The sequence below is a fragment of the Streptomyces sp. NPDC101151 genome (assembly GCF_044768335.1).
GTDB lineage: Bacteria > Actinomycetota > Actinomycetes > Streptomycetales > Streptomycetaceae > Streptomyces.
Window position 1 is genome coordinate 1 of sequence record NZ_JBIWPP010000004.1, and the last position, 16,225, is coordinate 16,225.

The 16,225-nt window shown below is 72.0% G+C and carries 13 protein-coding genes; 9 read left to right on the forward strand and 4 right to left on the reverse strand.

Annotated features, from left to right (window positions below; all coding sequences use genetic code 11):
* Positions 1–186 precede the first annotated feature (186 nt).
* Positions 187–975: a DUF2785 domain-containing protein gene (locus ACIRU3_RS08430; protein ID WP_404053228.1), complete on the forward strand. Its 789-nt coding sequence runs from the start codon at positions 187–189 to the stop codon at positions 973–975.
* A gap of 3 nt (positions 976–978) precedes the next feature.
* On the opposite strand, the gene ACIRU3_RS08435 is transcribed toward ACIRU3_RS08430, so the two are convergent.
* The gene (locus ACIRU3_RS08435) at positions 979–1,512 is read right to left on the reverse strand and encodes a TerD family protein (RefSeq protein WP_404053231.1); all 534 of its coding nucleotides are present in this window, start codon (positions 1,510–1,512) and stop codon (positions 979–981) included.
* Positions 1,513–1,663: 151 nt separating this feature from the next.
* On the opposite strand from ACIRU3_RS08435, the gene ACIRU3_RS08440 reads away from it, so the two are divergent.
* From ACIRU3_RS08440 to ACIRU3_RS08450, 3 genes are all read left to right on the forward strand, one after another.
* A complete protein-coding gene (locus ACIRU3_RS08440; protein WP_404053234.1) occupies positions 1,664–2,269 on the forward strand; it encodes a YdbC family protein in 606 nt (201 codons plus the stop codon).
* 160 nt (positions 2,270–2,429) lie between these two features.
* Positions 2,430–3,089 carry a histidine phosphatase family protein gene (locus ACIRU3_RS08445; RefSeq protein ID WP_404053237.1) on the forward strand — a complete coding sequence of 220 codons (660 nt, stop codon included), beginning with the start codon at positions 2,430–2,432 and terminating at the stop codon, positions 3,087–3,089.
* A gap of 12 nt (positions 3,090–3,101) precedes the next feature.
* Positions 3,102–4,007 (forward strand): ADP-ribosylglycohydrolase family protein, encoded by a 906-nt coding sequence (locus tag ACIRU3_RS08450; RefSeq protein WP_404053240.1) that lies wholly within the window; start codon positions 3,102–3,104, stop codon positions 4,005–4,007.
* 527 nt (positions 4,008–4,534) lie between these two features.
* On the opposite strand, the gene ACIRU3_RS08455 is transcribed toward ACIRU3_RS08450, so the two are convergent.
* Entirely contained in the window at positions 4,535–6,082 is a 1,548-nt protein-coding gene (locus ACIRU3_RS08455) for an MFS transporter (protein ID WP_404053243.1), read from the reverse strand.
* Between the two features lie 185 nt (positions 6,083–6,267).
* On the opposite strand from ACIRU3_RS08455, the gene ACIRU3_RS08460 reads away from it, so the two are divergent.
* The 3 genes from ACIRU3_RS08460 to ACIRU3_RS08470 all read left to right on the forward strand — a co-directional run bounded on the left by ACIRU3_RS08460 (position 6,268) and on the right by ACIRU3_RS08470 (position 8,374).
* Complete coding sequence (locus ACIRU3_RS08460) at positions 6,268–6,891, forward strand: TetR/AcrR family transcriptional regulator (protein ID WP_404053246.1); 624 nt, start codon at positions 6,268–6,270, stop codon at positions 6,889–6,891.
* An 80-nt stretch (positions 6,892–6,971) separates the two neighbouring features.
* Positions 6,972–7,673, forward strand: coding sequence for a ribonuclease HII (locus ACIRU3_RS08465; RefSeq protein WP_404053248.1), 702 nt, complete (start codon positions 6,972–6,974; stop codon positions 7,671–7,673).
* A 68-nt stretch (positions 7,674–7,741) separates the two neighbouring features.
* Positions 7,742–8,374 (forward strand): hypothetical protein, encoded by a 633-nt coding sequence (locus ACIRU3_RS08470; RefSeq protein ID WP_404053251.1) that lies wholly within the window; start codon positions 7,742–7,744, stop codon positions 8,372–8,374.
* A gap of 337 nt (positions 8,375–8,711) precedes the next feature.
* On the opposite strand, the gene ACIRU3_RS08475 is transcribed toward ACIRU3_RS08470, so the two are convergent.
* Together ACIRU3_RS08475 and ACIRU3_RS08480 are read right to left on the reverse strand one after the other, a co-directional pair.
* On the reverse strand, positions 8,712–9,332 hold the full coding sequence (locus ACIRU3_RS08475) for a hypothetical protein (protein ID WP_404053254.1): 621 nt from the start codon (positions 9,330–9,332) through the stop codon (positions 8,712–8,714).
* 282 nt (positions 9,333–9,614) lie between these two features.
* Complete coding sequence (locus ACIRU3_RS08480) at positions 9,615–11,780, reverse strand: RecQ family ATP-dependent DNA helicase (protein ID WP_404053257.1); 2,166 nt, start codon at positions 11,778–11,780, stop codon at positions 9,615–9,617.
* Positions 11,781–11,955: 175 nt separating this feature from the next.
* Between ACIRU3_RS08480 and ACIRU3_RS08485 the strand changes: the two genes are divergently transcribed.
* The gene (locus ACIRU3_RS08485) at positions 11,956–13,512 is read left to right on the forward strand and encodes a DUF4192 domain-containing protein (RefSeq protein WP_404053260.1); all 1,557 of its coding nucleotides are present in this window, start codon (positions 11,956–11,958) and stop codon (positions 13,510–13,512) included.
* 454 nt (positions 13,513–13,966) lie between these two features.
* The gene (locus ACIRU3_RS08490; RefSeq protein ID WP_404053263.1) at positions 13,967–16,192 is read left to right on the forward strand and encodes a glycogen debranching N-terminal domain-containing protein; all 2,226 of its coding nucleotides are present in this window, start codon (positions 13,967–13,969) and stop codon (positions 16,190–16,192) included.
* The last annotated feature ends 33 nt before the right edge of the window (positions 16,193–16,225 follow it).

Sequence of the window (16,225 nt, forward strand, 5' to 3'; positions counted from 1 at the left end):
GCGGGGCCCGGACAACTGGGGGGGGGGGGGGGGCCCCCCCCGGGGGGCCCGGTGTTCCCCGGGGGTGCGGGGGGGGGGGGCCCCCCCCCGGGGCGGCCCCCCCTCACCTTTCTGCCGGGCGGCCGCTTCCCGCAGGCATCCGCGGAATCGGCTCCTCGGGTCGCGTCGGCACCGTAACCTCCGCTCATGACCGGGACGCAGAGCTACGACGCCGACATCCGCGACCTTCCGGAGGCGGACCGGGCCGTGGCCCTCGACACCCTGGTCGAGGACCTTCGTTCACCCGATTCCGCGGTGCGCGACGACGGCGCCTACCGCGCGGCCGTCCGCTGGATCCCGGTGCTCGGCCCCGGCGAGCGTGTCCGGCTCGGTGACCGCATCACCGTTCATCTGAAGGCCCCGGCCGTGCAGGCGCGCAGTTTCGCGCCGCTGATCCTCGCCCGGATCGCGGAGGCCGGCGACTGGCAGCCGCGGTGGTGGCGCGCCTTCGCCGACTGGTACCCCGCGGAGACGGATCTGCGCGGCCATGACCCGGAGCTGGGCTGGGTACACGCCGCAGCCCACGGAGCGGACCTCCTGGCGGTGCTCGCCCGGCAGCCCGGCCGGCAGGCCCTGCCGCTCGCCGAGTTGGCCGTGGCCCGGTTGCTGGCGCCCACGGATCACCTCTTCGACGCGCAGGAGGACGACCGCATCGCCCACGCGCTCGCGCAGATCCTCGGCCATCCCGGCCTCACCGAGGCCGACTCGGTGCGCTGGCTGGCCCCGATCGCGGATGCCTTCCGGGCCGGCGAGCCCGGCCCGGTGCCCGCCTGGGCCTCCAACACCATGCGCACCCTGCGGATGCTCTATGTCCTGGCCGACCGGGGGCTGAGCGGGCGGAGCACGGACGAACCGCGGCGCTCGCCCACCCACCGTGGGGCCCTCCTGGAGGAGTTGGCCCGGACGCTCGCGATCGTGGCCCCCTACACGGCCTGATCGTCAGGGCTGTTCCGCCCGGCCCATGACCCTGGTGAACGTCGCCGGATCCTCGTCGAAGCCGTGGACACCGGCGTGGAAGGTCCACCCGCCGGACGCGTCCCGTACGAACTCGGCGATCGTGGCCGCCGTCGCCCCGGGGACGGAGCCGAAGTCGTCCTCGGCGAGCACGGTGTATCCCTCGCGAATCCGCATGGCCGGACTGAGCACGTCGACGAACGCCCTGTGCCCGGTCTGCTGCTGGATGACGACACCGACCACCACGCGCGTGTACCCGCTGTTGAGGCGGTCGAGTTCGAGCGTCATGACCTCGTCCCAGCCGAAGCCCTTGCCATCCGTGCTGTCCCGGTTGAGGAAGATCGTGCCGTCCGGCGAGCGGCTGTCGAAGTGCACCAGATAGGCCGGGGCCCCGTACGGGTCGCCGGACTCGAAGGCCGCGGCCACGATGTCGAGATCGGTGGGCGGCAGACCCGCTGGACTGGGGTCCCATTTGAGAGCCACCTCGACCTTGCGGATTGCTTTGCTGAAGCCGGACACCGGGCTTCCCCTTCCCCCTGAAGATCCTCTTTCCCAACTCCCCCGGAGTTGGCGGTCCTTGTTCATCGTGCCACGTGCGCGGGAGCGCATGCGCGGGTGATCTCCGCCGTACAGTGACCGACGCCACGCCCGGTGGCCTTACGATGGCGCGGTGCTGGTCAAGTGGATTCGCTGCACCGTGGTGGACCGCCGCGGCTTCGAACGGGGGCAGCGAAAATGGGCGGGGCTTCTGGGAGAGCCGGGTTTTCGGGGGCAGGGCGGAGGCTGGAGCCGACAGCGGCCCGGTGTGGCGAACATCTTCGCCTTCTGGGAGAGCCGCGCCTTCTACGACTCCTTCATGGCCCGGTCCCATGACCGCCTGGCGACCGCCCAGTCCGGCACGTTCAAGGACATCCAGGTCAAGCTGTTCGAGTACCGCTTCGACGTGAAGACCGGCTTCGAGCCCCGGTTCACCGACACGGACCTGATCCGCGTGGCCCTCTGCCGGGTGCACGAGGAACGGGTCGAGCACTTCACGCTCATGCAGGAGAAGGTCTGGAACCCCGCCATGGCCGGCTCCCCGGGCATGATCCGGGGCATGTTCGCCGAGACACCCGAGCACGAGTTCCTTGTTCTGTCCATGTGGCGGTCGGCCGCCGAGCACGGCAAGTACCGCACCGAGCGGGTGGAACGCCTCGCCCTGCGCGCCCAGACGGAGACGGACATCGCGGCCCTCTCCGGTGACATCGTGGAGCTGGAGCCGTCCTGGACGGTCTGACCCGGTCGCTCGGTGCGGACCGACTGCCGGTGACAGTTGGAAATTCCAACGCTCGATTTTCCGGTCCGAAAGCGCTTCAACGTGCGGGATCCGTGTGACCTACGCCGTATGGTGCCCGTACGAGTGCTCGACCGCCGCCCGATCCATCTAGGGTTTTGGCATGGCACGACCACGGCGCATCGTCCTTGTCCGGCACGGCGAGTCAACGGGCAATGTTGATGACTCCGTGTACGAGCGTGAGCCCGACCATGCTCTCGCCCTGACCGAACGCGGCTGGAGGCAGGCCGAGGAGACCGGCAAGACGATCCGGGACGTCTTCGGGCGGGAACGCGTGAGCGTGTACGTCTCCCCGTACCGCCGTACGCACGAGACGCTGCGCGCCTTCCATCTCGACACCGACCTCATACGGGTGCGTGAGGAACCCAGACTGCGCGAGCAGGACTGGGGCAATTGGCAGGACCGCGACGACGTGCGCCTGCAGAAGGCGTACCGGGACGCGTACGGCCACTTCTTCTTCCGCTTCCCGCAGGGGGAGTCCGGAGCAGATGTGTACGACCGGGTCGGCGGCTTCCTGGAGAGCCTCTTCCGCAGCTTCGAGGACCCCGACCATCCGCCCAACGTGCTCCTGGTGACGCACGGACTCGCCATGCGGCTGTTCTGCATGCGCTGGTTCCACTGGACGGTCGCGGAATTCGAGTCGCTGTCGAACCCCGGGAACGCCGAGATGCGGATGCTCGTTCTCGGGCAGGACGGCAGGTACACCCTCGACCGGCCCTTCGAGCGCTGGCGGGACCCGCTGCCGTACTGGGTCACCGGATAGAGTGGCAGGGCGATGACCGCTGATTCCTCTTCCCTCGGGCGCCTGGACCGCGCCCTGGCCAGCCTGCGCGGACTGGCGGTGGGCGACGCGCTGGGCTCCCAGTTCTTCGTTCCGGTGAACTACCCCTTGCTCAAGGACCGCGAGCTGCCAGGGGGGACCTGGCAGTGGACGGACGACACGGAGATGGCCTGCTCGGTGGTGGCCGTCATGGCCGCCCACCAGCGCCTCGACCAGGACGCCCTGGCCCGCTCCTTCGCCGAGCACCACGACTTCGACCGCGGCTACGGCCCCGCCGTCAACCGGCTGCTCCGCCTCGTCCGGGAGGGTGAGGACTGGCGCGAGCTGGCAGCCGGTCTCTTCAACGGACGGGGTTCCTGGGGCAACGGCGCGGCGATGCGCATCGCGCCGCTCGGCGCCTGGTACGCGGACGATCCGGAGCAGGCGACCCACCAGGCGGAGATCTCGGCCTACCCCACGCACCAGCACCGTGAGGCCGTGGTGGGTGCGATGGCCGTCGCCGCGGCCGCCGCACTGGCCGCGTCCCCGGACGGTCCCCCCAGCCCCGAGGCTTTGCTGGACGGTGTCGTCGCGCTCGTCCCGAAGAGCGCGGTCGGCGCCGGCCTGCGCCGTGCCAGGGACATGCTCGACTACGGCGACGCGGGGACGGTCGCGGCCGTCCTGGGGTGCGGACGCCGTACGAGCGCCCATGACACCGTCCCCTTCGCCCTCTGGTCCGCCGCACGCTCACTGGGCGACTTCGAGACGGCCTTCTGGACGACCGCCCAGGTGGGCGGCGACGTCGACACGACCTGCGCGATCGTGGGTGGTGTGCTCGCGTCGAGCAAGGCGGGTGCGCCGCCCGCACAGTGGGCGGAGCGGACCGAGGAACTGCCGGACTGGGTGCCCACCGGGCCCTGAGACCGTTTGGGCGCGAGCGGACCGTATGGCTCAGGTGCCGCGGTGATGCCGGCGCTGCCGCGGCCTGGCGGGTGCAGTCCTGGGCTCTGGTGCGCGCCGGCATCGGGACTGTGTATCACTCGGCCCCGCGGACTCTCCGTGTCTGCCGGGAACTCTGCGTAACTGTTGCCCGTTTTCCCGGTGTCCGTCGCCGGTGTCCGTCGCCGGTGTCCGTCGCCGGTGTCCGTCGCCGGTGTCCGTCGCCGGTGTCCGTCGCCGGTGTCCGCCGTCGGTGTCCGCCGTCGGTGTCGAGTCGAGCGTGGGCTCGGCTCGGGCGGTCGGGCGGGCGGCCGGGCGACACGGGTGCAGGGAGGGGGCGGACGATGCCGGTCGTTGTCGTGGTGCTGGTTCTACTGGTTCTGCTGGTCCTGTCGTCGGTCCCCACGGTCTCGGCTGGAGAGGTGGTGCGGCCGGCCGCACCACCGCGTGTGCCGTCTTTCCCCCGACAGCGGTCCGGCCGGCCGCGGCTCTACGCCGCCTCGGGCCGGTCAGCCCATTCCCGGACCCGCTGTGCCGGCGAGGGCGGCGAGGTCGCTCTTGCTGACCTTGATCACCAGCCACGCGGTGACGAGCGCGAGTACGGCCATCGCCACGGCCGGGAGGAAGGCGATCGAGATGCCGTGGGCGAGTACGTCGTGCCCCCAGGGGGCGGGCAGCTGGTGCGTCTTGGCGAACTGCGCCTTCTGCTCCGGTGTGCCGTCGGCGAGGAACTTCGGCAGCTGCTTCTTCGCCTCGTCCGTGCTCGCGGAGCCGAAGACGGTGGTCAGGATGGACAGGCCCAGCGAGCCGCCGACCTGCTGGGTGGCGTTGAGCAGCCCGGAAGCCGCACCCGCCTCGTGCGGAGCGACACCGGAGACAGCCGTGACGGTGGCCGTCACGAAGTTCAGGCCCATGCCGAAGCCGAACACCAGCATCGGGCCCAGTACCCCACTGAGGTAGGAGCTGTCGGGGCTGATGAAGGTCTGCCAGAACAGCCCGACGGCCACGAGGGCCGAGCCGGCCACCATGAACGGCTTGGGGCCGAGCGTGGGCAGGAACCGTTGCGACAGACCCGCGCCGACGGCAATCGCGACCGTCACCGGCAGGAAGGCCAGACCGGCCTCGATCGCGCTGTAGCCGAGCACGTTCTGGACGAACAGCACGATGTAGAAGAACATCCCGAACATGGCCGCTGCCAGGCTCAGCATGATCACGTACGTGCCCGAGCGGTTGCGGTCGCGGAACATCTTGAGCGGAGTGATCGGTTCCTTCGCCCGCAGTTCCGTGAAGACGAAGGCCAACAGGAGCACCACCGCCGCGCCGAACGAGCCGAGGGTGAGTCCGTCCCGCCAGCCGTCCTCAGAGGCGCGGATGAACCCGTAGACCAGCGAGGCCATGCCCGCGGTCGACGTCAGCGCACCCGCGATGTCGAACCGCCCCGGGTGCCGCTGCGACTCGCTGATGTACAACGGCGTCAGTGCGGCGATCAGGAGACCGATGGGCACGTTGACGAAGAGCACCCACCGCCAGTCGAGCCAGTCGGTCAGCATGCCGCCCGCGAGCAGACCGATGGCACCGCCACCCGCCGACACGGCCGCGAACACACCGAACGCCCGGTTGCGCTCGGGGCCCTCGGGGAACGTGGTGGTGATCAACGCGAGCGATGTGGGCGACGCGATCGCGCCTCCCACGCCCTGCAGAGCGCGTGCGGCCAGCAGCTGCCAGGGTTCCTGGGCGAGACCGCCCAGCAGCGAGGCGAAGGTGAACAGGAGGATGCCGGTCATGAACACCCGGCGCCGACCGAGGATGTCACCGGCCCGCGCGCCGAGGAGCAGCAGACCGCCGAAGGTGAGTGTGTAGGCGCTGACCACCCAAGTGAGGTCGGTGGTGCTGAACTTGAGCGCGTCTTGAATGTGCGGGAGCGCGATGTTCACAATCGTCGCGTCGAGCACCACCATGAGTTGGCATGCCGCGATGACCGTGAGCGCGATGCCGGGATGCCCCTCCCGGCGGGCCGCACCCGGTTTGTGTTCCTGAAGGAGTTGAGAGGTTGTCACTATGGGTCCCCCACAGAGGTGTTAGTGAACGCTCGCGTTCACTGTCGCGTCAACGGTAGTGAGTCCCCAAGAGTGAACGCAAGCGTTCACTTAATTCTGTGTCGCGCGGCGCGTCCCCCCATTGCCGCCGCGCGACGCAGCCCCGCCCCGGAATCCCCGCCCCCTTTGCCTGCTGGAGAACACAGATGGTTACCTCGCGCTGGACGGCCGCCCCTGCTCAGGCGGCTTCCCCTCGTCGGCGCGGTGCGGTGCTCGAGCGCGCCATCCTGGACGCGGCTCTGGAGCAGCTCAGCACGGTCGGCTGGAACGGTCTGACGATGGAGGGTGTCGCCGCCGGCGCCCAGACCGGCAAGGCCGCGGTCTACCGTCGCTGGCCCTCCAAGGAGGACCTGGTCGCCGACGCGCTGCAGGCCGGGCTGCCCCGCTTCGAGGGTGTGCCCGACCTCGGCAGTGTGCGCGCCGACCTGTTGGTCCTGTGTCGTCGCGCACGGGACGCCATGTACTCGCGCCCCGGTTACGCCCTGCGTGCCGTGATTCACGAATGCGATCCAGCCCAGGCCGAGCGCTTCCATGGGTTGATCTTCGACGGTGTGGTGGAGCCGACCATCAAACTGCTGGGAGAGGTCATCACCCGTGGAATAGGGCGAGGAGAGGTGCGGTCCGACGCTGCCAACGGCTATGTCTTCGACGCTATCCCGGCCATGATGATGTATCGCTCGAAGATGTGCGCCAGCGAATGGAGTGATCGCGATCTCGAGGAGATGATCGACCAGCTGATGCTTCCGCTGCTGCGGCCGCACGGCGCCTGAACCCGGCCTTCGGCGACACCGGTGCCGACGGGGTACCTGGGTGTCGCAGGACGATCCCGGCGGCGTACCCTGAGGGCGCCATGCCGTACGAACCACCGACTCACACTGTCGAGCGCTCCCTGCGCGCCACGACCGGAGCGAAGGTCATTGCCGGTGTCGACGAGGTGGGGCGGGGGGCCTGGGCCGGACCCGTCACCGTCTGCGCGGCGATCACCGGGCTCCGCCGACCGCCCGAGGGCCTGACCGACTCCAAGCTGCTGACCGTCAAGCGGCGTACGGAATTGGCCGAGATACTGCGGTCGTGGGTGACGGCCTATGCCCTGGGGCATGCTTCCCCCGAGGAGATCGACGAGCTGGGGATGACCGCCGCGCTGCGGCTCGCAGCCGTCCGTGCCCTGGACATCCTGCCGGTCCGCCCCGACGCCGTGATCCTCGACGGGAAGCACGACTATCTCGGTGCCCCGTGGAAGGTGCGCACGGTCATCAAGGGTGACCGGTCGTGCGTGGCCGTTGCGGCGGCTTCGGTGATCGCCAAGGTTCAGCGCGACAAAATGATGGCCGAACTGGGTATCGACCATGCAGACTTCGGATTTGCGGACAACGCCGGGTATCCGTCACCCGTGCACAAGGCCGCACTGGAGGAGCGGGGACCCACCCCGTACCACCGCTTGTCGTGGGCGTATCTTGATGCGCTGCCCCAGTGGCGGCACCTCAAGAAGGTCCGCAGCTGGGCGGACGGAAGCGTTCCGGAAATCGCGGGTCAGCTCGGCTTCGATTTCTGACCGTTCCGCTCGCACTGATGTGCCACCCGGTCATCCGTGCCGCACCAACGTTTGATAAATATCAGCTCATGCCTCTCATTCCCGAGGAGCCTCAGATTCACGAGAGTGCCCAGGGTCCCCGCGCCACGCCGGCCAACGGCCGTACCGCGCCGACCCCCCGCCCCGTACCCGGCCCCCGTCCCGCGGCTCCGTCCCGCCCCGGTCGTCCCGGCCCCCAGCGGCCCACGCCGCCGGTGCAGCGGACTCAGCGTGACGTGGCTCCGGCCAAGCCAGGCCCGTCGGGCCCGGCCGCTCCCGCCGCCACGGCGGCGACCCCGCAGATCCAGCTCGTTCCGGCCTCGGCCGAGGGTGCCCTCGACGCCGCCGAGGAGGCGCTGGACCTGCTCCTGGACTCGGGCCGTGCCCCCGGAGAGGTGCTGGTGATCACCACCGGTGCCCAGCACCCGTGGGCCGAGCACGAGCTGTCCTTCGGTGAAGCCTCCTACTGGGCGCAGCACGACACCGGTGACGACGTCTTCTATACGGACGCCGCCGTCGCCTCCCGTGCGGCGTCCCGCCCCGTGGTCGTCGTGGCCGTCAACGGCGGTCCCGCCGCCGCTGCCGCCACCGCCCTCCCGCTGGCCCACTCCCGGGCCGGTACCCTGCTGATCGTCTGCGGCGACCCGCAGCAGATCAACTCGGTGCTGGGCGCGGGCGTCTGAGTCACCTCGGCCCCTCCGGGCGCCGAGGTGACGAAGGGCTCCGAGGGCATCCGCGCGGTGCGCCCTTCGGCATGCCCGGATGACTGGCAGTGGCCGTCCCTCGTCGTGGGACGGCCGCCTGGCAGGCGCCGGAAGCGGAGCGGAGGGCGTCGAGCCGCGCGGGGCATGGGCCGTCGCAGGACCTGTGTCTGTGACCGGCCTGTGAGCCGCAAGCGCCGCATCGCCGGTCGTGCCGACGACTCTGTGTCTCGGTGTCGCGGAGGCCGTTCCGCACCGGGCACGAGCCGCGGTGCCGCTCGACCCGTGCGCGGCGGGGCCCCGAGCCCTGAGCCGATCTTCAGCGAGCAGCCGCGCGGCGCAGGACCTCGGAGACCGGGCCGCCGGTGCGGGGTGCCAGGGGCGGGGCCTCCGACATGGAGAAGGGCTCCGGCTCCGAGTTGGCGCTCGGTCGGCGTCCGCCGCGCCCTTCGCCGAGCACCTGCCAGCCGTCCGCGGTCAGCGTGATGTACGCCCCGCAGCGCAGTCCGTGCAGAGTGCAGGCGTCGCGCAGCCCCCACATCCAGGCGCCGTCCTCCTCGGTCCACCGCGCGTCGCCCTCGCGGCAGTAGAGCAGCACGGCGGTGCGCACCGGGGTGCGGCGGCGCAGGTCGTGCGGAATCACCCGGCGCAGCTGGGCGAGCAGCGCGTTGCGGAACATCCAGCCGTCGGCCGGCGCCGGACGGCGTATGAACGAGGCGCTGGCGCACAGCCGTTCGTCGATGTCCAGGACCGCCACTATCGCCATGGACGGCCTGGGGCGGTGGCGGGCGTGCAGCCCACTGACGATCTCACGAGGGTTGCGCAGGAGGGGGATTCCGGCGGCTGCCCACTCCGCGGGCTCGAGCAGGCGACTGGCGGAAGCGGCGGACGCGGACGTCGAGAACGACGCCGCCGAGGACGAGGCGAATCCGAAGGTCACGTTCCTCCCTTCGGCTACGCGCCCACACTGCGGGCGAGGTCGGATTCGGGGGAGCGCGCACCGCAGCAAAGCCCAACCGGATCACGGACGAACCGTGCGGGGAGCGGACTTCGATTCTTCCTGTCGAACTTGGATGCGGCAACGAGCAAATGGGGCCACCGACTGTTATCTGGTGGTGCGTGGCTTATATCCCTACCCACAGAGACCCTCGATGACCCCTCGGCCCTTCGACAACGGCACGTTTGCGGGCCGTGGCCGCCGACGCACCACCTGGGCGTCCGGTCAGCCCTGAACGGCCAGTACCAGGGGCAACACCCCGTCGGCCCCAGACCTTCTGAGCAGGCGCGCTGCGACCGCGAGGGTCCAGCCGGTCTCCGTGAAGTCGTCCACCAGCAGGACCGGACCGCCGGCGGCGGCCAGCGCGGAGGCGAGGTCGGGCGGCACCGTCAGCGAGCCGTCCAGAGCCTTCAGACGCTGGGCGCTGTTGCTGCGCGGCAGCCGTGGCGCCTCACCGGCGTACTCCACGGAGCCGAGCAGGGGCAATCGGCCGATCTCGGCGATGCGGGTGCCCAGGGAATGGATCAGTGTCGGCCGGGTGCGTGAGGCGATGGTGACCACACCCACCGGCCGGTGCTGCGCGCCGTCCGCACCGGGGGCCCAGCCGCCGGGGCCCTTCGCCCAGTCGGCCAGCACTTCCACCACGGCGCGCGCCACGTCGTCCGGGACGGGCGCGTCGGCGGCCTGGGGCGAGAACAGGGGCCGCAGCCGGTTTCCCCAGCCGATGTCCGACAACCGACCCAGAGCCCGCCCGGACGAGGCCTGTTCACCGACCGGAATACGTCCCTTGAGGTCGATGCCGATTGCCGGGAGGCCGGTCGGCCACATGCGGCGGGGCTCCACTTCGACCCCGGCACGGCCCAGGTCGACACGCGCGGCGTCCAGGGCCGCCGTGGACGTGTCGGCGGTGAAGCGCGGCCCCGCGCAGTTGTCGCAGCGGCCGCAGGGCTTGGCGCCCTCGTCGTCCAGCTGGCGCTGGAGGAACTCCATCCGGCAGTCCGTGGCCGAGGCGTACTCGCGCATCGCCTGTTGCTCGGCCTTACGCTGCCTGGCCACCCAGGCGTACCGCTCGGAGTCGTACGACCACGGCTGTCCGGTCGCGGTCCAGCCGCCCTTGACGCGTCGCACCGCCCCGTCCACATCGAGGACCTTCAGCATGGTCTCCAGCCGGGAGCGGCGCAGTTCCACCAGCGGTTCCAGCGCCGGCAGCGACACGGGGCCGTCCGCCCGGGCGAGCACGTCCAGGGTGCGGCGCACGAGGTCCTCGGAGGGGAAGGCGAGCGAAGCGAAGTACTCCCAGATCGCCTCGTCCTCCCTGCCGGGCAGCAGCAGCACCTCGGCGTGCTCGACGCCACGGCCCGCGCGGCCGACCTGCTGGTAGTAGGCGATGGGGGAGGACGGCGAGCCGAGGTGCACGACGAACCCGAGATCCGGCTTGTCGAAGCCCATGCCGAGCGCGGAGGTGGCGATCAGGGCCTTGACCCGGTTGGCGAGCAGATCGTCCTCGGCCTGCTGGCGGTCGGCGTTCTCCGTCCTGCCCGTGTACGAGGCGACGGCGTGTCCGCGCTGCCGCAGGAAGGCGGTGACCTCCTCGGCGGCGGCCACGGTGAGGGTGTAGACGATGCCCGAGCCCGGCAGGTCGTCGAGGTGGTCCGCGAGCCAGGCCATCCGGTGCGCGGCGTCGGGCAGCCGCACCACGCCGAGGCTCAGGCTCGCCCGGTCCAGCGGCCCGCGGAGCACCAGGGCGTCCGAGGTGCCGCCGGTGCCGAGCTGTTCAGCGACGTCGGCGGTCACGCGCGCGTTGGCCGTGGCGGTGGTGGCCAGTACCGGGACACCGGGTGGGAGGTCGCTGAGCATGGTGCGCAGCCGGCGGTAGTCCGGGCGGAAGTCGTGGCCCCAGTCGGAGATGCAATGGGCCTCGTCCACGACGAGCAGCCCGGTCGCCGCGGAGAGCTTGGGCAGGACCTGGTCGCGGAAGTCGGGGTTGTTCAGGCGCTCCGGGCTGACGAGCAGCACATCGACCTCGCCGGCCTCGATCTCGGTCTGGACGGAATCCCACTCCTCGGTGTTGGAGGAGTTGATGGTCCGGGCGTGGATACCGGCACGGGCCGCCGCCTCGACCTGGTTGCGCATGAGCGCGAGCAGCGGGGAGACGATCACGGTCGGGCCGCTGCCTCTGGCCCGCAGGAGCGAGGTCGCCACGAAGTACACCGCGGACTTGCCCCACCCCGTTCGCTGCACGACCAGGGCCCGGCGCCGGTCGGCGACCAGGGCCTCGATCGCCCGCCACTGGTCCTCGCGCAGCCGGGCCGCGCCCGTGGCGTCCCCGACGAGCCGGGCGAGGACGGTGTCGGCCTGCGCCCGGAGGTCCGCGTTGCTCGTGTGCTCCATGCGTCCCATACAACAGGACGCGACTGACAATCGGGCGGGCGGCGGCCGGAAGCGGGCGATCACGGCGGCCCCGCTGTGGACGAAGCACCGACGACGTCTGCGGCCTTGTCGTGTTCCTGATTCGAGTTATCCACAGGCAAAACCGGAATCTCGAGATCCGCGAGATCGTCTGCGCATGACGAATCACAGCGAAACGACCGGACCCTTCGAAAACGGCGACATCGCGGGACGAGAGCCGCTGAACGAGGGGTCCGCGCACGACACGCAAGTCACTCTGCGCACGCCGTCCGAGCTGGCCGACGCCCTGCCCTACCTGCTCGGCTACCGTCCCGAGGACAGCATCGTGCTGGTCGCCCTGCACGACAGGGGAGGCCGGGGCAGGTTCGGCGGCCGCGCCCGGCTGGGCATCCCCGTCGGCAACGAGGACTGGGAGGCGGCCGCACGGCAGCTGGCCCGGGGGCTCGTGACCGGCAGCGAGCGACGCGGCACCCGGCCCGAGCAGGTGGTCGCCTACGTCTGCCAGGAGCCGGGCCAGGGCGAGGGGGGCCGGGACGTCATGCTCCGCCTCGGGCCGCTCGTGGAGTTGTTGCGCAGCGAGTGCAGCGATCTCGACGTGCCGGTGATCGAGGCACTGTGCATCTCGGACGGCCGTTTCTGGTCGTACAGCTGCCCGATCGAGGGATGCTGCCCCGACGACGGGACGCCGATGGGCCTGCCCGGCACCTCGGTGCTGGCCGCCGCGGCCACGTACGCGGGAATCCAGGTGCGCGGCACGCTCCGCGAGTTGCGGGCCAGGCTGCTGCCCTGGGAGACCAGTGCGGCCCTGGATCAGGAGAGCGCCCTGGACGCGGCCGGGATGGCCCTGGTGCCCCGCATCCTCGACGACGCAGCACGCGTGAGTGTGGCGGAGGAGACCCTCGATCTGGCGGAGCGGATCATTGGCAGGTTCGCCGCGGCATCTCCGGTGTCCGGCACACACCCGGCGGACCTCCGCGACGACGAACTGCTCGCCCACGACGAGGCGGCGACGCTGATCCTCGGGCTGCAGGACCGCACGACCCGCGACCGTGCGGCCGCGTGGATGGAGGGCGACGCGGCCGGTCCGGCCCTGCGGCTCTGGCGCGCACTGGCCCGCCGTTGCGTCGGGCCCTACAGCGAGCACGCCGCCGCCCCGCTGACCCTGGCGGGCTGGGTCGCCTGGTCGACCGGCGACGAGCTGGAGGCCCGGGAGGCCCTGGCGATGGCGTTGGGCGCGGATCCCGACTACCTCTTCGCCCGCCTCCTGCACCAGGCCTGCAACGAGGGGCTCGACCCCGAGTCGATCCGCCGCTGTCTGCGCGCGGAACGGGCGGTGCGTACTCAGACGGAGGACACGGAGCAAGCAGGCTCGGCAGTGCAAGCAGCCCCGGACACGCCTTCTGAAGACGGCGCCGAAGGCCTTGTGGCAGGTGGCGGCACGGACGGTCGCAGTGCCGAGCGCGCCTCGCGGACGGGTGGTTCGCGGCGCCGTCGCCGAACGCGGGCCGCGGAGGGCGGCGACGGCACCCTTCGCCCGCCGCGAGGGAAGGACGCACGGCGGCGGACGGCCGGCTCCCACCCCCAAGCACCGGCCGCCGCACCTTCCCGTCCGGGTGGCGCGAAGCCGGGCGGCAGGCGCACGCGTGCCGGCGACGGCACCGGCCGTGGCACCGCGGCGGCGGGCGGTCAGCGGGAGACCGAGGGGGAGGGGTGAGCGCCGAGTCGGGCAGCGGAGCCCGGCGCCAGGACGGGCGGGCGGCTGTCCAGCATGCGGGAGAGCACGTCCCGAGCGGACGCGATAGGACGTGGGCATGGGTGTCGCGTCGCTGGATGACGAGCCGCTTCCGGTGCACGTGGCGCCGCAGCGCAGGGGTCTTTCCAGGCTGCCTGCGCCGCTTCGGCGACTTCGGCCGCATGCGCCGTCCGAAGTCGCCGTCCGACCGGCCCGGCCCCGCCGGAACACCCCCTCGGCCCGGTCCGTCCTCCCGTCACGCCGCCATTCGGTCGGCTTTCCCCCTGCGGGGCGTGACCCCGACGAGTCCCCGTCCGTTCACCTGAGTGGCGGAACGCCTGGACGGGCCGTGCCGCCGAACGCCCCTTGCCCCTCCGGGCGCCCCTCCTTGCGTCCAGCACGTTCGAGGCGCACCGAGCGCAGAAGAAGCCACCCCATGCATCAGCAGCCGACTCAGCCCTCAACCGCCGCCGACGACCACCGCCCGCCCCGTGCCGAAAGGATGCCCTTCCCGCGGGCCGGTGCCAATATCACCGCAACGGACGTCATCGGTGTCCCCGAGCGCCCGCCGCCCGCGCCTACGACTCCGAATCCCCCGGCACCCGCCGGCCGGCCCCGAGCCTCGGCACGACCCACGAGCCGGCCGTACTCCTCCACCACTTCGCAGCCTCCCGGCGTCTCTTCGCGTACGTCGTACCCGACGCCCCGGCCCGCGCTCGACCTGCCACCCACGCACACCGCCCTCATCTGCGTCGCCCTGCCGGGCCTCGCCGTCTCCGGTGAGCACGGGCAACTGTCCGGCCGGGGGCTGGAGGGGGTCTACCGGGGCGGCCGGCGCCTGTTGTCGCGTTGTCAGGTCCGTATCGCCGGGCGCGAACCGCTCGCGGTGCAGGCCAGGTTGACCGGGGCCGACCGGGTCCGGTTCGTCGGAACGCTGCGCGCCTCCCCGGGGGCGGGTCCGGACCCCGACGTCGTCGTCGAGCGAACCCGTAGCGCAGACGGAACGGAGCGCATCACCCTCCACAACACCACCCCGCGGCCGCTCCGCCTCCCGGTCGAGGTCGCCCTCGGCACGGACCTGGCCGACCTCGGCGCCATCGCATCCGGCAGGGCCGGCCCCGAACTCCCGGCCAGCGTCCACGACTCGGGCCTGCGCTGGTCCTCGGCGGGCGGCGGCGCCTGTGTCACCGCGCACCCGCCACCCGCCGACGCGCTGGCCTCCGCCGGACTGCTGCGCTGGGAGATGGAAGTGCCCCCGGGCGGGACGGCAGGTGTGGAGCTGCGGGTACGCCCGGACGGGGCAGGACCGCTGCGCGCCGTGGGCCAGGCCGCGACCAGCCCCCTGGCGCCGGCCCGGGCCGAGGGCGACGACCCGCGGGTCGCCCCCCTGCTGCAGGCTGCCGTCGACGACCTCCAAGCCCTGCTCTTGCGCGATCCCGCACACCCCTCGGACATCTACCTCGCGGCGGGAGTGCCCTGGCGCTGCGGAATGGCACCGGCCGAGGCGCTTGCCGCCGCCCGGATGGCGCTGCCCCTCGGTACCCGGCTCGCCGCCGGCACGCTGCGCGCCCTCGCCCGTACCCAGCTTCCCGGCCCGGGCCCGCAGACCGGCCTCATCCCCGGTCCTCGACGCGACGCCGGCGCGCTTCTGCCAGCGGCGTGCACGGGCACGGAGGCGACGCTTCTCTTCCCCGCCCTGCTCGCCGAGGCCCGCCGCTGGGGGCTCCCCGAACAGGAGACACAGGAACTCCTGCCCGCTGCCGAGCGCTGTCTCATCTGGCTGCGGACCACCGTCGGCGACGGCACCTACCTCCCCGACCCGCAGCCGGGAGGCCCGGTTCGCTGCGAGACGCAGGCCCACGCCCACCGCGCTGCCGTCCTCGGCGCCGATCTCCTCGATACCTACGGCCGGCCGGGGGCCACGGAGCTGAGGCACTGGGCCCAGGCTGCGGCGGACGCGTTCCGAGCGGACTTCTGGGTCGAGGACCGCGGTGGCGGACGCCCGGCCGCGGCCCTGGCGCCGGACGGCCGCCCTTTCCCGCACCTCGGCTCCACCGCCGTGCATCTGCTCGACACCGGTCTGCTCGGCGCCGGCCTGTTCGCCCCCGGCCTGCTCGACAAGGTGCAGACCGAACAACTCGCCCGGCTGCTCGGCGGCCCGGCGATGGATGCGGGCTGGGGGCTGCGCAGCCTCGGCGCCAAGGAGCCGGGACACAATCCGTTCGGCCACCGCACCGGAGCCGTGCGGGTGCAGGAGACCGCGCTCGCCGTCGCCGGCCTGGCCGTCGCCGGTTACGAGAAGGAGGCGTGCGGTCTGCTCAGAGGGCTGCTGCAAGCGGCGGAGCACTTCGGCCACCGGCTCCCGGAGATGTTCGCGGGGGAGCAGCGCTCTGCCGGGAGCGCTCCCCTGCCGCACCCGGCGGCTTGCCGCCCGGCAGCCACCGCCGCGGCCTCCGCGGTCCTGATTCTCACCGCGCTCGCGGGCATCCGCCCCGACGCCCCCGCTCGCACCGTCACCCTGCGTCCGGTGCGGAGCGCTCCCCTCGGAGAGATCGGCCTGAGCGGGCTGCACGTCGCGGGCGCTCCCTTCGCCGTGCGGGTCAGCCGACTGGGACTCGCCATGGTCGAGGAGGCGGCGGACGGCCTGCAATTGGGAGTGTGACCTCGCACGACGCGTCCGGCACGACGAACCGGA